The organism is Actinokineospora xionganensis, from assembly GCF_014323725.1.
GTDB lineage: Bacteria > Actinomycetota > Actinomycetes > Mycobacteriales > Pseudonocardiaceae > Actinokineospora > Actinokineospora xionganensis.
Genome location: NZ_JABVED010000010.1, coordinates 205267 through 222199, shown reverse-complemented (window position 1 = coordinate 222199; position 16933 = coordinate 205267). Strand labels below are relative to the sequence as shown.

The window sequence follows — 16933 nt, the reverse complement described above, 5'->3', positions numbered from 1 at the left end:
GGTGGACGAGATACTCGGCCAGGTCCTGCGCAGTGCCGTCTGGGAGCGACTGGACATGCTCTCCGAACTGGCCACGCGGGCCGATGCTCCGTCTCTGCTGTCCGTCGCGCGGTCTGAGCTGCCGCGCCTGACGGAGGGCTGGCGTTCGATGCTCAGCGCCCACGAGCCCGACGACCGGGGCAACTGCCCGGTCTGCTCGACTCGCTGGCGCCAGCAGAAGGCCCCGTGCTCGGTGTGGCGCGCGGCGTACGAGCACTTGGTCGCGGGCGGCCTCGCCCCGCAGCCCGCCGCTCGCCACGCGCTCGACCCGGCCTCGCTGCGCCCGCCGCGGAAACTTCCCGCGGGCGTTCGCTAGTAGGCCACGGCCCAGCGCGTCTCCAGGCGCGCTGGGCCCACAGACCCGCGGACCGGTGCTGCTGTACTCCCTCCCCCGACCAGCACCGGTCCGCGGTTCCACTTGTCACTGTCCACAAGCTACCCAGGGGTAGATTTGTGAAATTTGTTCCCGATAGTGGGAGGCCGGCGCTCCGAGCCGCTTTATCGGTCGTTGAACGGGCAAGATGTACCCCAGCGACCAGGAGGAGATTCAGTGGCAAGCCCTACCCCACTCCGCCGGCAGCCGGTTCAGCAGCGCAGCGCCAAGCGTGTGGAGAAAATGCTTGAGTCGTGCGCCCAGCTGATCGACGAGCTCGGCTACGACGGGGTCACCACGACCCTGATCGCCGAGCGGGCGGGCGTCGCGGTCGGCTCGCTCTACCAGTTCTTCCCGGACAAGCGGGCGGTGGTGCAGGCGCTGACCCAGCGCAACCTCGACCACTTCATGGCCGAGATCGGCCGCAGGCTCGACGAGTCCCCGCTGGAACGCTGGGGCCAGGCCGCGGACCTCATCTTCGACATCTACGTGCAGATGTACCGCGAGGTGCCCGGGTTCAGCCGCATCCGCTTCGGCGACGTGGTCGACCTGCGGCTCATCGATGACCAGCGCGACAACAACACGGTGATCGCGGACAGCATCGCCACGTTCCTCGCCGAGCGGTTCGACGTCTCGTTCGACGAGTTGCGGTTGCCGGTGGCGGTCGCCAACGAGATCGCCGACTCGATCCTCAACCTGGCGTTCCGGCGCAAGCTGTTCCCCGAGGACGTCGTCATCGCCGAGGCCAAGCAGGTCGTGCGCGACTACGTCTCCAGCAAGAACTTCGGGGCTTGACCGCCTCCCCGCAATTTTGAGTTTTGGTTCCGACTGCGACGCGCGCCGGTTCGGCGGTCACCGTGGCCAACTGCCGTCACGGTCCCCTAAGGCTGCGGTCGGCGGCGGCGCCAGGTTTGCTCTTAGCCGAAAGACTGGCTCTCGCCGCGGTAGGTCGGGACGGTTGTCGTCAGCTTGTCGCCGTCGAGCACGTGGTACTCGCTGAACCGTTCGGCCAGCTCACCGGCCTTGGCGTGGCGCATCCACACCCGGTCGCCGACCTGCAGCGAGTCCGCCGCCGGTCCGGTGACCGGGGTCTGCACCTCGCCCGCGCCTTCCATCGACAGCAGCTTGAGGCCCTCGGGCAGGTATGGGCTCGGCAGCCGGGCGCTGTTGGCAGGCCCCGACGCGAGGTAGCCGCCACCCAGGAGGGTGGCGAACCCCGGGCCGGGCCTGCGGACGACCGGGACGGCGAACACGACCGCGGGCTGCGGGGAGAAGCGGCTGTAGTGGTCGAACAGCGTGGGGCCGATGAGACCCGACCCGGCGGCGATCTCGGTGACCGACGAGTCGCCCCTGGTCACCTCGATGCTGCCGGTGCCGCCGCCGTTGACGAATTCCAGCTCCTGCACGGCGGTGACGGCGCGGACCGCCTTGCCGCGACGGCGAACGAGTTCTTGCGCCGAACGGCCCTGCATCCAGCGCCGAATGACACCGAGGAGCGGGTTTCCGGCGGGGGTATCGCCCAATCCGGCGATCTGCCCCTCGTAACCCATCACGCCGACGAGCCGGAAACCCGGCCGTTTGCTCACGTCGGCGGCGAGGTCCGCGGCCTGTTTCGGGGTGAAAACCGGGGACCGGTAGGGCCCGACGTGGACGACTCGGCTGCCCAGCGGGCGCCAGGAGACGTCGAGTTCGAGGCAGACACGGATCTCCGGGTGGTCCTCGCCGAGGGTGGCGTCGAGGAAATCCAGGTGGCTGACCGAGTCGACCATGACCGAGATCCGGCGGCGGGCGTTGTCGTCGGCGGCGAGTTCGCGCAGCGCGGCGCGGTCCGCGGTCGGGTACGCGACCAGGATGTCCGTGTCGGCCAGGTCGGTGCCCACCCATTCGTGGTTCAGCCAGAGCGCTTCGCGCAGCGCGTAGCTCATGACGCCCTCGAAGCCGGGCGTCCGCAGCGCGCGTTCCAGCAGGAACCGGCAGCGCACCGACTTGCTGGCGACCCGGACCGGCCTGCCGTCGGCTCGGCGCGCGAGGTCCGCGGCGTTGCGGTCGAACGCGTCGAGGTCGACCACCGCGACCGGTGGGTCGAGGTGTTCGGTGGCAGCATCAAGCCGCGTTCGTTGACTCTTCAAGGGCACAGGACAACCGTACGGCCAAAGTCTTGAAAGGTGAAGCCGATTCACTTAACGTTTTCCTCGCTGACTCGACGGCCTGGAGGTCACGTATGACCGGTTCGACCGCTTCGCAGGCCGCTTGGCGCAACTGGGCGGGCACCGCGTCCGCCGTGGCGAGCGAGGTGCGCAGCCCGCGCGACGTCGCCGAGGTCACCGCCGCTGTCAAGTCGGCAGGTGAGTCCGGCATGAGCGTGCGCGCCCGTGGGAGCGGCCACTCGTTCACCGCGGTCGGCGCTGCCCACGGCATGGCCATCGACCTGTCGCGGTGGACCGGCGTCGAATCGGCGGACCTGGACACCGGTGAAGTGGTCGTGCGCTCGGGCACGACGCTGAAGACCCTCAACGCCGAACTCGACCGTCTCGGTCTGGCGATGGCCAATCTCGGTGACATCGACGCGCAGACGGTTTCGGGCGCGATCTCCACCGGCACGCACGGCACCGGCGCCCGGCTCGGCGGCCTGGCCACCCAGGTGGCGGCGCTCGAACTCGTCCTGGCCGACGGTTCGGTCGTGTCGTGTTCGGAGTCGGAGCGGCCGGAGCTCTTCGCCGCGGCCAGGATCGGTCTCGGCGCGCTCGGGGTGATCACCACGGTGACGCTGCGGACCGAGCCCGCGTTCGTGTTGGCCGCGCAGGAGCGCCCGGAGCCGTTGGACGCGGTGTTGGCGACGCTCGATGAGCGGTGCGCGGCCAACGATCACTTCGAGTTCTATTGGTTTCCCTACGGCAGGCAGGCTTTGACCAAGCGGAACAACCGGCTGCCCGCGGGGTCCGTGCCGGAGCCGATGGGCAGGGTACGGCAGTTCATCGAGTACGAGGTGATGGAGAACGCGCTGTTCGGCGCGTTGTGCCGGTTGGGCAGGCGGGTGCCGGGTTTGGTGCGTCCCCTCAACAAGCTGTCGGCATCGGCGGTGTCCGCTCGCGAGTACAGCGACCGCTCGCATCGGGTTTTCGTGACCAGCCGCAGGGTCCGGTTCGTCGAGTCGGAGTACGCCGTCCCGCGCGAAGCCCTGGCCGGGGTCCTCGCGGAGTTGCGTAAGCGGGTGCCGCTGTTGAAGGACCCCGTCATGTTTCCGGTCGAGGTGCGGGTGGCGGCGGCGGATGACATCTGGTTGTCGACCGCGTATGGCCGGGATTCGGCGTACTTGGCGATCCATCAGTACCTCGGGATGCCGTATCGCGAGTACTTCGACTTGTTCGAGTCGATCGTCGGCGAGGTCGGCGGGCGCCCGCATTGGGGGAAGATGCATTCGCTCGACGCCGACTCGCTGCGTGCCCGGTATCCGCGCTTCGACGACTTCCTGGGTGTGCGGGCCGCAGTGGATCCCGAGCGTCGTTTCCAGAACCCTTATACCGAAAGGGTTCTGGGCGGCTGACGGGCTAGACGGTGACGCTTTCGAGGATGGAGTCGTAGGCCAGTTCGCTGATCCACCGGTAGAGGCCGTCGGTCTCTGGGTAGGCGCGGTCGCAGCGGCCGGGCAGGTCGAGGTCGACTTCACCGTTGGGTTCGGCGCTGACGATGCCGACGCCGTACGCGCGGGCGCGGGGCAGGCACTTGGCCAGGTAGTCGTGGGTGAGCACGGCTGAGGTGGGCAGGACGACCGCCGCGTCGCCGTAGCGCAGGAACGGCACGGCGTTGGCCAGGCCGGTGCGCCAGTGCCGGGCGACGGCGATCACGCCGACGATCCGGGCGGCGGGTTCGGGGACCCGGCCCGCCAGTTCGGGGAACGCCCAGGTGGCCACGCTCGCGCGGTCGGTGACCGGCTCCTGGCCGAGGCAGATCCGTTCGGCGTGCACGTCGGGCCGCAGTTCGGCCACGAGGCACACGCGGCGCCCGAGGAGGGTCATCTCGGGGAGCACGGTGCCCGCCCAGCCGAGCGCCGGTAGTGCCGCCGCGGCGAGGTCGTCGACGGGAGCGGGCAGCTCGACCGGCGGGGCCAGCTGTGCGGGCATCGCCTTGAGGTTCTCGGTAACGGCGATGCGCCCTGGTATGCCGGTCACGAAACTTCCGCCCTTCTCCTCCACCGTCGCCGCTCGCCGCACAGTGGTCAGCGAATCAACGCGATGTCGATTGGTACATGTCTGGAGTACCAGGCCGGGACAGGCGATTAAGAGAGTGTGAATGCCCTTGTGCGACCGACGGCGCTAGGCGGGCGTTAACCGGTCGACCAACGGTAATCGGACTTCGCCCCGACTGTGCCGCCGACCGGGTGACGCCCAAGGTAGACGGCTCAACGGTGCCACAACCCGTGCTCAACCAAACGCCCACAGTGAACAAACCCGCAGCTAGAGGCCCCACATTCGGTTTTAGGCACCAACCCACCAAACGGCCGCTCCCCCATCCCCCAAACGCCCCGTTTTTGTTTTGCCCACCCACCGCCGCCGGGAGACGAATGGAGAGTGAGTGTCGGCGAAGCCGGACCGGTCGGGGCAAGACTGATTCGCACCCCGGACGCCCCCCCATCGGTTACGAATCGGCGATGAGCCGCGCAAGCCGTATCAACTTCGATGCGCGCAGCGCGAGCCCCGCTGGGTCAGGCCTGCCGATCGCACCGCGGGCGACATGCCTACCGATTACACACCCGATACGCGCAGCGCGAGCCCCGCTGATCCGACAGGGCTGGAATGGCCACCGATCGCACCGTGGGCGACCCAGCGATTGGTTACATACTCCGAAGCGCGCAGCGCGAGCCCACGCTGGTGGTCCGGCAGGGCTGGAATGGCCACCGATCGCACCGTGGGCGACCCAGCGATTGGTTACATACTCCGAAGCGCGCAGCGCGAGCCCACGCTGGTGGTCCGGCAGGGCTGGAATGGCCACCGATCGCACCGTGGGCGACCACGCAATTGGTTACACACCTCGAAGGCGCGTAGCGCCGAGCCACGCCGGGTCAGGCGTGCTGATCGCACCGTGGGCGACATGCCTATTGGTTACACACCCGATGCGCGCAGCGCGAGCCACACTGATCCGGCAGAGCTGGAATGGTCACCGATCGCACCGTGGGGGTCCGGGGGGTCGCCCCCCGGAATGGCACTGACACGCAAAAACGGCGAGCGCTCTCCGCGAGCACTCGCCGTCCATTTGCGTGGGCGAGGGGGGAGTTGAACCCCCACGTCCTTTCGGACACACGGACCTGAACCGTGCGCGTCTGCCATTCCGCCACTCGCCCGAGTGGATCCCCAGGGACTTCGTCTCTGGGAACGTGCGGAAGCCTAGCACGCACTCAGAACCGGGTTGGCACATACCCGTGTCCTGGCGGGCGCACCCGGATACGATCGCAGCAGGAGCACGCACGGGAAGGAGGGTCATGGGCATCGGACAGCGTCTTAACCGCAAGCTCGAGGATGTCGTTGGCAACACCTTCGCGCGTGTCTTCGGTGGCAACGTGGTGCCCCAGGAAGTGGCACAGGCGCTGCAGCGTGAAGGCGAGGACAACGTCCGCGAGTTGGCGGGTGGCAGGCTTCTGGCGCCGAACCACTATGTGGTGCAGCTGGGGCCGGCCGACCACCAGAATTTCGCGGGCGATGAAGACCGCATGAAGTCGCTGTTGGCGGACTGTGTGGCGGAACATCTCGCCGAGCACGGTTGGGACACCTATGGTGACGTCGTAGTCTCCCTGGAGCGCTCCGAAGCACTGCACACCGGACAGTTCCGAACCCGCTCAGCCGTCGACCCTGATGTGAAGCCTCATGTCAGTGGTGCAGGCCATCAGGCAGGCAGACAGCAGGCACAACCCCGCAACGCAGGAGACCCATCCATGAGCCAGCCTCCCGGCTACGGCCAGCCGCCCGAGGGCGACCCGTACGGACAGCAGCAGTACGGGTACGGCCAGGGCCAATACGGCAATGATCCCAACTACGCCCAGGGTTATGGCCAGCAGCCGCAAGGCNAGGGCCAATACGGCAATGATCCCAACTACGCCCAGGGTTATGGCCAGCAGCCGCAAGGCGGCGCGGGCTACGACCAGGGCTATGGCCAGCAGCAGGGCGCGGGCTACGACCAGGGCTATGGCCAGCAGCAAGGTGCGGGCTACGACCAGGGTTACGGGCAGCAGGCCGGCTATGGCCAGCAGGCAGGTTACGACCAGGGCTATGGCCAGCAGCAGGGCGCGGGCTACGACCAGGGTTACGGGCAGCAGGCGGGCTACGGCCAGCAGGCGGGCTACGACCAGGGTTACGGCCAGGCGCAGCCCCAGGGCTATGGGCAGGACCCGTACGCGCAGCAGGGGTACGCCCCGCCCGCGGTGCAGACCGGCCCGCGCACGCTGTCCGCGAGCCTTCAGCTCGATGACGGCTCCAACCGCAATTACGCCCTCAAGCAGGGCGGCAATGTGGTGGGTCGCGGTCAGGACGCGGATTTCCGGCTGCCGGACACGGGCGTGTCCCGCCGTCATCTGGAGATCACCTGGGATGGTCAGAGCGCCACGCTCGCCGACCTCGGTTCCACGAATGGCACCACGGTCAACGGCACGCCCGTGCAGACCTGGCAGTTGGCGGATGGCGACGTGGTCCGAATCGGCCATTCGTCGCTGGTGTTCCGCACGCAGGGCTGAGCGGTCGACTCGCCGGTCGGATAAGAGTCGGGTCGGGGCAAGCAACGTTCGAGGTCGACCGGACGTCCTGAGGGCTGTCCAGGGTTTAATCCCCCGGGCAGTCCTCATTGCGATCCACAGCGGTCCCATCCGGGGGCTGTGAGGTTTGCGGGATTCGCGGACGAGGTCGGACGCGGCAGAAGCGGGAGCGGTCACAACAAGTGCCAGAGTTGGTTATGCAGCTGACCAGGGCAGGGTTCCTCGCCCTGCTCTGGCTGTTCGTGCTGGCCGCGCTTCGGGTGGTCCGCTCCGATCTTTACGCGGCCTCCGGGCTGCGGGTCGCGGTCCCCGGTTTCCGCCGGTCCGCGGCGGGCAAGGTGCGCGGTAAGGCGCCTCGGCAGCTCGTGGTGACCCACGGCGCGCTGTCCGGCACCCGGATCTCGCTGGACGGCAGGCCGATCATGATCGGCCGGGCCGATGATTCGACGTTGGTTCTTGACGATGACTACGCCTCGACCCGGCATGCCAGGCTGTCGATGCGCGGAACGGACTGGTACGTGGAAGACCTGGGCTCGACGAATGGGACGTACCTCGACCGGGCTAAGGTCACCGCACCCCTCCGGGTGCCACTTGGTGTCCCGATCCGTATCGGCAAAACGGTGATCGAGCTGCGCTCATGACCCTTGTTCTTCGTTACGCGGCCCGAAGCGACCGAGGCCTGGTTCGTTCCAACAACCAGGACTCCGTGTACGCGGGTCCCCGCTTGCTTTCCCTGGCCGATGGAATGGGTGGCCATGTGGCGGGCGAGGTGGCCAGCAAGGTCGTCATCGCCGCGCTCGCGCCCCTCGACGACGACGAGCCGGGGGACGACCTTCTCGGCCAGCTGCGTGAGGCGACGCTGGCGGGCAATGGCGCCATCGCCGAGTTGGTCGCGGGCGACCCGGATCTCGACGGCATGGGCACCACCCTGTCGGCGATCCTCTTCGCGGGTAACCGCATCGGCTTGGTCCATGTCGGCGATTCGCGGGTCTACCTGCGGCGCAACGGCCAGTTCACGCAGATCACGCATGACGACACGTTCGTCCAGTCGCTGATCGATGAGGGCCGGATCACCGAGGACGAGGCCGCCACCCACCCCCAGCGTTCGCTGCTGCTCAAGGCGCTGACCGGCCATGAGGTCGAGCCGAGCCTGACGGTGCGCGAGGCGCGGGCGGGCGACCGCTACCTGCTGTGTTCCGACGGTCTGTCGGGCCCGGTGAGCCACGAGACCATGAGCGAGGCCATCGAGATCCCGGATCCGCAGATGTGCGCGGACCGGATGATCGAGCTCGCGCTCAAGGGCGGTGGCCCGGACAACGTGACAGTGATCATCGCCGACGTCATCGACGTCGACTACGGCGACAACAACCCGATCGTGGGTGGCGCAGCGGGCAACGGCATGGACGAGATGCCGCCTGGCGACTCCCCCGCGTCGCGCGCGGCCACGATCACCGCGCCGAGGCTGCCCCGGGTGGAGGCTCCGCCGGAGCCCCCGGACCCGAGGATCAAGCGCCGCAAGCGCGTGCGGCTGATCCTGGCCAGCCTGCTGGTGCTGCTGCTGCTCGCCGCGGGCGCCATCGCGGCCCGGCTGTGGGTCAACAACCAGTACTTCGTCGGTGAGGGCGAGAACGGCGAGATCGCGATCTTCCAGGGTGTGCGCGGCAGCGTCCTGGGGTTGTCGCTCAACAGCCAGCGCGAGGGCTCGTGCGACCCGGCCACGGCGGCGACGTGCGACAAGTTCTACGTCGACGACCTGGAGCAGTTCGGCAAGGACGAGGTCCGCTCGGGCAGCATCACGTTCGACAACATCGTCGGGGCGCGCGAGTTCGTCCGCGAGCTGCGCAGCAAGTTCGGCCTGCCCGACTGCGCCGACCTGGCGAAGACCACGACCACCCCGGCTCCGCCGACGGCCACGCAGCCCGGCCAGCCGACGGACGCGACGTCCGTGCCGAATGTGGCCACCTCGAACATCGCTCCGCCCACCACGACGACCGCTGGTCCCAGCGCTGGTCAAGTCACCCCGGAACCGGGTGTGAACTGCCGCAAGCCGCGCGACGAGGACAAGGGCGGCGGCTGATGGGATCACCGGTCCAGGGCGCGGTTGGTCCGGCGGCCGGGCTGAGCACCGTCGGGCCCGACGGTGCGGCGCCGACGCGCCGGGGAACCGAGCTGCTGTTGCTCGGGTTCGCCGCGTTCGTCGTCTCCGCGGCGCTCATGCTCGTCGAGGCCAACCAGGAGGAGCAGCTCACGCTGCGCATCGTCTGGTACGGGCTGGCGTTCCTGGCCCTGTTCGGTGCCGCGCACTGGGCGGTGCGCAAGTACGCCCCCTATGCCGACCCCTTGATCCTGCCGTGTGTGGCGCTGCTCAACGGCCTGGGTCTGGTCATGATCTACCGGATCGACCTCGCGCTGGCCGAGAGGGCGCTGCGGACGGGCGGGGAGATCAACAACGACGTCCCGAAGCAGATCCTGTGGACCGCGCTCGCGCTGGTGCTCTTCCTCGCGGTGCTTATCGTGATCAAGGACCACCGGACGCTGACGAAGTACAACTACACGTTCGGCCTCGCAGGCCTGTTCCTGCTGGCGCTGCCCGCGTTCCTGCCGAACGTGATCGCGCCGACGATCAACGGCGCGAAGATCTGGCTGCGGTTCGGTCCGTTCTCCATCCAACCGGGTGAGTTCGCCAAGATCCTCTTATTGATCTTCTTCGCCGCGTTCCTGGTGTCCAAACGCGACCTGTTCATGGTCGCCGGACGCCGGTTTCTCGGTGTCGACCTGCCGCGGGCGCGCGACCTCGGGCCGATCCTGTTCGCCTGGGGCGTCTCGCTCGCGGTCTTGGTGTTCCAGAAGGACCTCGGCACGTCCCTGCTGTTCTTCGGCACGATCCTGGTGATGCTCTACGTCGCCACCGAGCGCGGCATCTGGGTCGTGGTCGGGCTGACGCTGTTCGTCGGCGGCTGCTTCGTCGCCTACCAGCTCTTCACCCACGTCCAGCAGCGAGTCGCCAACTGGTTCGACCCGCTGAGCACCTACGCCGACGCGGGCGGCGGCTACCAGATCGCGCAGGCGCTGTTCGGTCTCGGCACCGGCGGCGTCGGCGGCACGGGGCTCGGCGCGGGCCGCCCGGAGCTGGTGCCGCTGGCGAACACCGACTTCATCGCCGCCGCGATCGGCGAGGAGCTGGGCTTCATCGGCCTGGCCGCGCTGCTGATGGTCTACACGCTGCTCGCGATGCGCGGCATGCGCAGCGCGCTGGCCGTGCGCGACACCTTCGGCAAGCTGCTCGGCGGCGGACTGTCGTTCCTGCTCGTCATGCAGGTTTTCGTGGTCGTCGGCGGAGTCACCAAGCTGATCCCGATGACCGGCATCACCGCGCCCTTCCTCTCCTACGGCGGGTCGTCGCTGCTGGCCAACTACGTTCTGGTCGCGCTGCTGCTGCGGATCTCCGACGCCGCGCGCCGCCCGCAGACCGGTGTGCGGCCCCGTCCGGTGGCGCAGGTGCCGATCGCCGAGGACCGCACCGTGATGGTGCAACGACCCCCGACGGAGCAGGCGACATGAACACACCGCTGCGCCGAGTCGGCCTGGCAATGCTCTGCATGATCGTGCTGCTGCTGGCCAACGCCACCTACATCCAGATCATCAAGGCCGACGACTACCGCAAGGACTCGCGCAACCAGCGGGTCCTGCTGGAGGAGTACTCGCGCGAGCGCGGCAAGATCCTCGCCCGCTCGTCCAACAACCAGATCCAGGTGATCGCCAAGGTCCAGCCGACGAACAACCGGCTGCGGTACCTGCGGGTGTACGAGAACGGCCCGCTGTACGCGCCGGTCACCGGGTTCTACTCGACGCGCTACGGCGCGGGCGGGCTGGAGCGGGCCGAGGACGAGATCCTCAACGGCTCCGACGACCGGCTGTTCGTGCGCAGGCTCTCGGACCTGATCACCGGCCGCGACCCGCGCGGCGGCAACATCGAGCTGACGATCAACCCGGCCACCCAGCTCGCCGCGTACCAGGCGATGGAGAAGCAGGGCTTCGCGGGCTCCGTGGTCGCGCTGAACCCGAAGACCGGCGAGATCCTCGCGATGGTCAGCACCCCGTCCTATGACCCGAACCCGCTCTCGGCGCACAACGGCGCCGCGCAGGAGAAGGCGTGGCGGGAGTACAACGCGGACAAGCGCAAGCCCATGCTCAACCGGGCGATCGCCGAGACCTACGCGCCCGGCTCGACGTTCAAGCTGGTTGTCGCCGCAGCCGCGCTCGAGGACGGCAAGACCAAGGACGACCAGGTCACCGCGACCGACCGGATCGGCGTGGGCGGCTCCGAGCTGCGCAACTACAACCGCGGCTTCTGCAACGGCAGCCAGACGACGGTCACCATGGAGACCGCCCTGTCGCTGTCGTGCAACACCGCGTTCGCCCAACTCGCCCACGACCTGGACGACAAGCTGTCCGAGCAGGCCGCGAAGTTCGGCATCGGCGAGAACGACCTGCGCGTCCCGATGAAGGTGACGCAGTCGTGCATCGGTCCCGGCACCGAGCAGTGCATGACGATCAGCGACTCCAACGCGCTCTACCAGAGCGGCATCGGCCAGCGCGACGTCCGGCTCACCCCGCTGCAGAACGCGCAGATCGTGGCCGCCATCGCCAACGGCGGCGAGCGGATGAAGCCGCAGCTGGTGAAGTCGGTGCTGGCCCCGGACCTCTCGGAGATCGCCAAGCTCGACGAGGACAGCCTCGGCCGCGCGATGTCGCGCTCCAGCGCCGACCAGTTGCGCGACATGATGGTCGCCTCCGAGGCGAAGACCGGCGGCGACGGCAAGACCAACGGGCTGACCATCGCGTCGAAGACCGGCACCGCCGAGACCGGCAACGACCCGAAGAACACCCCGCCGTTCGCCTGGTACGTGGCGTTCGCCCCGGCCGACGACCCGAAGATCGCCGTGGCGGTGCTCGTCGAGAGCCGCGACGTCGCGGCGACCGGCGGCAAGCTCTCGGCGGCCGTGGGCCGCGCGACGATCAACGCGTTCCTCGCCGGGGGGAGCTGACGTGCTGACCTCCGGCCTACTCCTCGCCGACCGCTATCGGCTCAGCAGCCGCATCGCGGTCGGCGGCATGGGCGAGGTCTGGGAGGCCGCCGACACCCGGCTCGACCGCAAGGTCGCGGTCAAGGTGCTCAAGCCGGAGCTCTCCGGCGACGCCGAGTTCCTGCACCGCTTCCGCACCGAGGCCCGGACCACCGCGTCGATCAACCACCCGGGTATCGCCGCGGTGCACGACTACGGCGAGACGGCGGCGATAGTCGACGGCCCGCAGGACACCGCGTACCTGGTGATGGAACTCGTCGAGGGCGACCCGCTGGCCGCGATCCTCGCCAAGGAGGGCCGGATCGGCGCCGAGCGGACGCTCGACATCCTCGAACAGGCTGGTCAGGCGCTGCAGGCGGCCCACGAGCGCGGGTACGTCCACCGCGATGTGAAGCCGGGCAACATCCTGATCACGCCGACCGGCACCGTGAAGCTGACCGACTTCGGCATCGCCAAGGCCGCCGACGCGGCTCCGGTCACCCGGTCGGGGATGGTCATGGGCACCGCCCACTACATCGCCCCCGAGCAGGCTTTAGGACACGAGGCCGAGCCCGCCAGCGACGTGTACTCGCTGGCCGTGGTCGGCTACGAGTGCCTCACCGGGCGCAGGCCGTTCCTGTCGGAGAACGCGGTGACGGTCGCGATGATGCACATCCGCGACATGCCGCCGCCGCTGCCGCCGGACGTCCCCCCGGGCACCCGCGCCGTCATCGAGGCGACGCTGGTGAAAGACCCGAGGCAGCGCTACAGCAACGGCGGCGAGTTCGCCAACGCCGTCGCCGCCGTGCGCGCTGGTCACCCACTGCCCGCGCCGTCCGGTCTGGCGATGGCCGCGCACCGGATGGGTCCGCCGAGCGGTCCCGGAACGCATCCCGGCATGGCGCCCGTCCGACCGCCGGGGCCTCCGTCGGGGGCGTTTCCGATGCGCATCCCGCCGCGCCAGCCGATGCGGGAGAGCCGGACCGGCCTGTGGATCACCATCGTGGTCCTCGCCGTCGCGCTCATCGCCGCCCTCGCGTTCCTGCTGCCCGCGCTCTTCGCATCGGACGGTTCGAACGAACGCCGGAACGAGACCGGCGGCGGCAAAACCAAGACCGCCGAGACCACCGGCGAGCAATCCGGTGGCCGGCCAGGTAGCAGTCCTACGTCGATCTCACCGAAACCGTCCGAGGCGGGTACCGAAAGTGAGATCGTGACGGTCATTCCGACTCGGTACCTCCGCAGGCCTGCCTCGGACGTCGCCGCTGAACTGGAGCGCGACGGCCTTCGGTCGACCGTGGTCACCGAGTCGGATGTCCCGCCGGAAGACCCAGCGGCCTGCGCGGTGACGGAGATCACGCCGATCGGAAAACTTCAACGCGGCGACCACATCACAATCGTGTGCCGGCCGCAGGAGACTCCACCGGGGTGAGCAGGATGAACGAGCCAGACCGCGAACAGCCGGCTCGGAGGCAGACAGCAGGCATGATGGGACAGGAATTGACTAGGAGCGGGACGACGCACCGATGACCACACCGCGACTGCTCTCCAACCGCTACGAGATCGGCGAGACTCTCGGGTACGGCGGCATGTCCGAGGTCCACCGCGGCCGGGACGTCCGACTGGGACGCGAGGTCGCCGTGAAGGTGCTGCGCGCGGACCTGGCCAGGGACCCGCAGTTCCAGGAGCGGTTCCGCCGCGAGGCGCAGAACGCCGCCGCGCTGAACCACCCCGCGATCGTCGCCGTGTATGACACCGGCGAGACCAGGATCGAAACCGGTCCTCTCCCCTACATCGTCATGGAGTACGTCGACGGACGCACCCTGCGCGACATCGTCAAGACCGAGGGCCCGCTGTCGGGCCAGCGGGCGATGGAGATCATGGCCGACGTCTGCGCGGCGCTCGACTTCAGCCACCGCCACGGCATCGTGCACCGCGACGTCAAGCCGGCCAACGCGATGATCACCAAGTCGGGCGCGGTCAAGGTGATGGACTTCGGCATCGCCCGCGCGGTCGCCGACGGCCAGGTCGCGGTCACCCAGACCGCCGCGGTGATCGGCACCGCCCAGTACCTGTCCCCGGAACAGGCGCGCGGTGAGTCGGTCGACGCCCGCAGCGATGTCTACGCCGCGGGCTGTGTGCTGTTCGAGCTGCTCACCGGTGAGCCGCCCTTCACCGGCGACTCACCGGTCGCGGTGGCCTACCAGCACGTGCGCGAAGACCCGCGGTCGCCGTCGCAGGTCAACCCGAGGGTCAGCCCGCAGCTCGACGCGATCGTCCTCAAGGCGATGTCCAAGGGCCCGGCCAACCGCTACCAGTCGGCTGCCGAGATGCGCACGGACATCGTCCGGGTGCTGTCCGGCCAGCGGCCGTCGGCGCCGATGGTGATGACCGAAGAGGACCGCACCGCCGTCCTCGGCGCGACCCGCCAGTCCGACACCCGCGGCCGCCACCGCCCGGAGGCCCTCTCCGACGACTACGACGACTACGACCGGTTCGCCGACGACGAGGAAGACCGCAGACGCAAGCAGCGCAAGACCTGGATGATCATCCTGGTCGGCCTGCTCGTCGCCGGACTCGCCGGGCTGATCTTCTGGCTGATGTCGGAGAAGAACGGACCACCCGCCGGGGCGGAGACGTTCACCATGCCCGACGTCACCAACCAGATCGAGTCACAGGCGGTCCAGACCCTCACCGAGAAGGGTCTGAAGACCAACCGCACGGTCGTGCCCTGCCAGCCCGCGCCGGACGGCACGCCCGCCTGCGGCCCGGACAGCATCGGCAAGGTGATCGGGACCGATCCCACCGCCGGTGCCACGGTCCGCAAGGGCGACATGGTGATGCTCCGGGTGGGCGGCAGCCCCGGCAAGGTCACGGTGCCCGACCTGAGCGGCAAGACCAAGGACGAGGCCACAGCCGAACTGCAGAAGCTCCAACTGCAGGTCTCCGGCGTCGAAGAGGCTTCGACGGACGACCCGGCCCTGGTCGGCAAGGTCACCGACCAGACCCCGAGCGGTGGCCAGAGCGTCAACGTCGGCACCCAGGTCAAGCTGACGATCGGCAAGGCGCCGGAGGCCGTCGAGGTGCCGAACCTGATCGGCCAGGACTACGACAACGCGGCGGCGAACCTGACGAAGCTGGGCTTCAAGCCGCAGCGCAAGGACGTCTCGTCCGACAAGCCCGCGGGCACGGTCGTCGACCAGTCGCCGAAGACCGGCAAGTTGAAGCCCGGGTCGACCGTCACCCTTGAGGTGTCCAACGGCGACCAGGTCTCGATCGAGATGCCGGACCTGGAGGGCAAGACGCCGACCGAGGCCGACCAGATCCTCAAGGCCTTGGGCTGGACCGGCACGCTCAACGTCAACGAGACGCTGACCAACGACGAGGACAAGGTCGGCAAGATCATCGACCAGCGCCCGAACGTCGGTCAGAAGCTCGACAAGGACGCGACCGTGAACCTGCTGGTCGGGCGCAAGCCCGGGGTGGGCATCCCGACGTCGCGGTAGGTCAAGAGAAACGGCCCTCCCGATTCGGCCAGTTCTAGCGGTCCCCGCAACACCCTGGATTTCAGGGTGTTGCGGGGATCGTGGTTTCTGAGGAGTTGTGGGCGAGGTTTTTCGAGGCCCTGGGCCGGGGGAATGGCAGCCTCTCGGGCGCTGCCCGGGTGGTCGGGGTGAACTGTGCAACCGCGTTCGGGGGGCGCGGAAGGCCGGTGTCCGTGGCCGTGGGAAGACGGGCACGAGCGGGCATCCGGGTCGTGCGGAGTACGACAGGCTTCGCGCGGCCGGGGTGCGGCGGCGGGATGCCGCGGCGCAGGTCGAGGTCCACGAACGCACGGCCAAGGACTGGGACCGCGGCATCCGCCATCAGGTGTGCGAGGGCCCCGAGAATCCGCCATTCGCGGAGGGGCCGTTTCCTATGCCAGGGCTTGGGTGAGCGCGCGCATGTCGCGCTCCAACTCGGCGACCCGGGCTTGCGGCACCTCGAACCCGGCGGTCGCCAGCCAGTTGGCGAGCATCCGGTGCCCGCCGTCGGTCAGCACCGACTCCGGATGGAACTGCACACCCTCGATCGGCAACTCCCGGTGCCGCATCGCCATGACGATGCCGGTCTCGGTGCGCCCGGTGACCTCGAACTCGTCGGAGATCGTCTCGGGGACCACCGTCAGCGAGTGGTAGCGGGTCGCGGTGAACGGATGGGGCAGCCCGGCCAGGACACCGCCGCCGTTGTGGACGACCTGGCTGGTCTTCCCATGCAGCAGTTCGGGCGCCCGGTCGACGGTCGAGCCGTAGGCGATGGCGATGGCCTGATGACCGAGGCAGACCCCAAGCAACGGCTTGCGCGCCTCGACGCACCGCTTGACCACGTCGACACTGAGCCCCGCCCGCTCCGGCGTGCTCGGCCCGGGACTGATCAGGACCGCGTCGAACCCAGTGAGCGCATCCGGATCGGCCAGCTCGACGGCGTCGTTGCGCCACACCTCGCACTCCGCGCCCAACTGGGCGAGGTACTGCACGAGGTTGTAGACAAAGCTGTCGTAGTTGTCGACGACCAGTACACGCATGCCCACAACCTACCGTCCGCCACGACCGGATTTTGGTCTGAGCCCGCAGCGCCAGTGGCCTCAGGCTTCAACGTTCCGTCCGCGCGCATCCGGCGATACGCCCACTTCGGCCTGTTGAGCCGTGTCCGCAGGCTATGGGTGACATTTTCAGT

Annotated in this window: 13 protein-coding genes and 1 tRNA gene; 10 read left to right on the top strand and 4 right to left on the bottom strand. The window is 68.7% G+C overall.

Annotation, left to right across the window (positions count from 1 at the left end; translation table 11 throughout):
* Nucleotide 1: 1 nt before the first annotated feature.
* Together GPZ80_RS18960 and GPZ80_RS18955 are read left to right on the top strand one after the other, a co-directional pair.
* Complete coding sequence (locus GPZ80_RS18960; protein WP_091383683.1) at nucleotides 2-355, top strand: hypothetical protein; 354 nt, start codon at nucleotides 2-4, stop codon at nucleotides 353-355.
* A 300-nt stretch (nucleotides 356-655) separates the two neighbouring features.
* Nucleotides 656-1207 (top strand): TetR/AcrR family transcriptional regulator, encoded by a 552-nt coding sequence (locus tag GPZ80_RS18955; protein ID WP_187221832.1) that lies wholly within the window; start codon nucleotides 656-658, stop codon nucleotides 1205-1207.
* 122 nt (nucleotides 1208-1329) lie between these two features.
* Here GPZ80_RS18955 and GPZ80_RS18950 read toward each other — a convergent pair whose 3' ends face one another.
* Nucleotides 1330-2541 carry an amino acid deaminase/aldolase gene (locus GPZ80_RS18950; protein WP_187221830.1) on the bottom strand — a complete coding sequence of 404 codons (1212 nt, stop codon included), beginning with the start codon at nucleotides 2539-2541 and terminating at the stop codon, nucleotides 1330-1332.
* Between the two features lie 92 nt (nucleotides 2542-2633).
* Between GPZ80_RS18950 and GPZ80_RS18945 the strand changes: the two genes are divergently transcribed.
* A complete protein-coding gene (locus GPZ80_RS18945) occupies nucleotides 2634-3956 on the top strand; it encodes a D-arabinono-1,4-lactone oxidase (RefSeq protein ID WP_187221828.1) in 1323 nt (440 codons plus the stop codon).
* A 4-nt stretch (nucleotides 3957-3960) separates the two neighbouring features.
* On the opposite strand, the gene GPZ80_RS18940 is transcribed toward GPZ80_RS18945, so the two are convergent.
* Both GPZ80_RS18940 and GPZ80_RS18935 read right to left on the bottom strand, forming a co-directional pair.
* Nucleotides 3961-4533: a hypothetical protein gene (locus tag GPZ80_RS18940; RefSeq protein WP_222719540.1), complete on the bottom strand. Its 573-nt coding sequence runs from the start codon at nucleotides 4531-4533 to the stop codon at nucleotides 3961-3963.
* 1134 nt (nucleotides 4534-5667) lie between these two features.
* Nucleotides 5668-5750, bottom strand: a tRNA-Leu gene (locus GPZ80_RS18935).
* A gap of 138 nt (nucleotides 5751-5888) precedes the next feature.
* Between GPZ80_RS18935 and GPZ80_RS18930 the strand changes: the two genes are divergently transcribed.
* The 7 genes from GPZ80_RS18930 (at nucleotide 5889) to pknB (ending at nucleotide 15723) form a co-directional block, all read left to right on the top strand.
* Nucleotides 5889-7133: an FHA domain-containing protein gene (locus GPZ80_RS18930; RefSeq protein WP_187221824.1), complete on the top strand. Its 1245-nt coding sequence runs from the start codon at nucleotides 5889-5891 to the stop codon at nucleotides 7131-7133.
* Nucleotides 7134-7333: 200 nt separating this feature from the next.
* A complete protein-coding gene (locus tag GPZ80_RS18925; RefSeq protein ID WP_091383688.1) occupies nucleotides 7334-7792 on the top strand; it encodes an FHA domain-containing protein FhaB/FipA in 459 nt (152 codons plus the stop codon).
* Complete coding sequence (locus tag GPZ80_RS18920) at nucleotides 7789-9228, top strand: PP2C family protein-serine/threonine phosphatase (RefSeq protein WP_187221822.1); 1440 nt, start codon at nucleotides 7789-7791, stop codon at nucleotides 9226-9228. The genes GPZ80_RS18925 and GPZ80_RS18920 overlap by 4 nt, the downstream gene beginning before the upstream one ends.
* Nucleotides 9228-10712 carry an FtsW/RodA/SpoVE family cell cycle protein gene (locus GPZ80_RS18915; RefSeq protein ID WP_187221820.1) on the top strand — a complete coding sequence of 495 codons (1485 nt, stop codon included), beginning with the start codon at nucleotides 9228-9230 and terminating at the stop codon, nucleotides 10710-10712. The genes GPZ80_RS18920 and GPZ80_RS18915 overlap by 1 nt, the downstream gene beginning before the upstream one ends.
* Nucleotides 10709-12199 (top strand): peptidoglycan D,D-transpeptidase FtsI family protein, encoded by a 1491-nt coding sequence (locus GPZ80_RS18910; protein ID WP_187221818.1) that lies wholly within the window; start codon nucleotides 10709-10711, stop codon nucleotides 12197-12199. Before GPZ80_RS18915 ends, GPZ80_RS18910 begins: the two co-directional genes overlap by 4 nt.
* A 1-nt stretch (nucleotide 12200) precedes the next feature.
* A complete protein-coding gene (locus GPZ80_RS18905) occupies nucleotides 12201-13649 on the top strand; it encodes a serine/threonine-protein kinase (RefSeq protein ID WP_187221816.1) in 1449 nt (482 codons plus the stop codon).
* Between the two features lie 94 nt (nucleotides 13650-13743).
* On the top strand, nucleotides 13744-15723 hold the full coding sequence (pknB, locus tag GPZ80_RS18900) for a Stk1 family PASTA domain-containing Ser/Thr kinase (RefSeq protein WP_187221814.1): 1980 nt from the start codon (nucleotides 13744-13746) through the stop codon (nucleotides 15721-15723).
* A gap of 410 nt (nucleotides 15724-16133) precedes the next feature.
* Here pknB and GPZ80_RS18895 read toward each other — a convergent pair whose 3' ends face one another.
* Nucleotides 16134-16781, bottom strand: coding sequence for an aminodeoxychorismate/anthranilate synthase component II (locus GPZ80_RS18895; RefSeq protein ID WP_187221812.1), 648 nt, complete (start codon nucleotides 16779-16781; stop codon nucleotides 16134-16136).
* Nucleotides 16782-16933 lie beyond the last annotated feature (152 nt).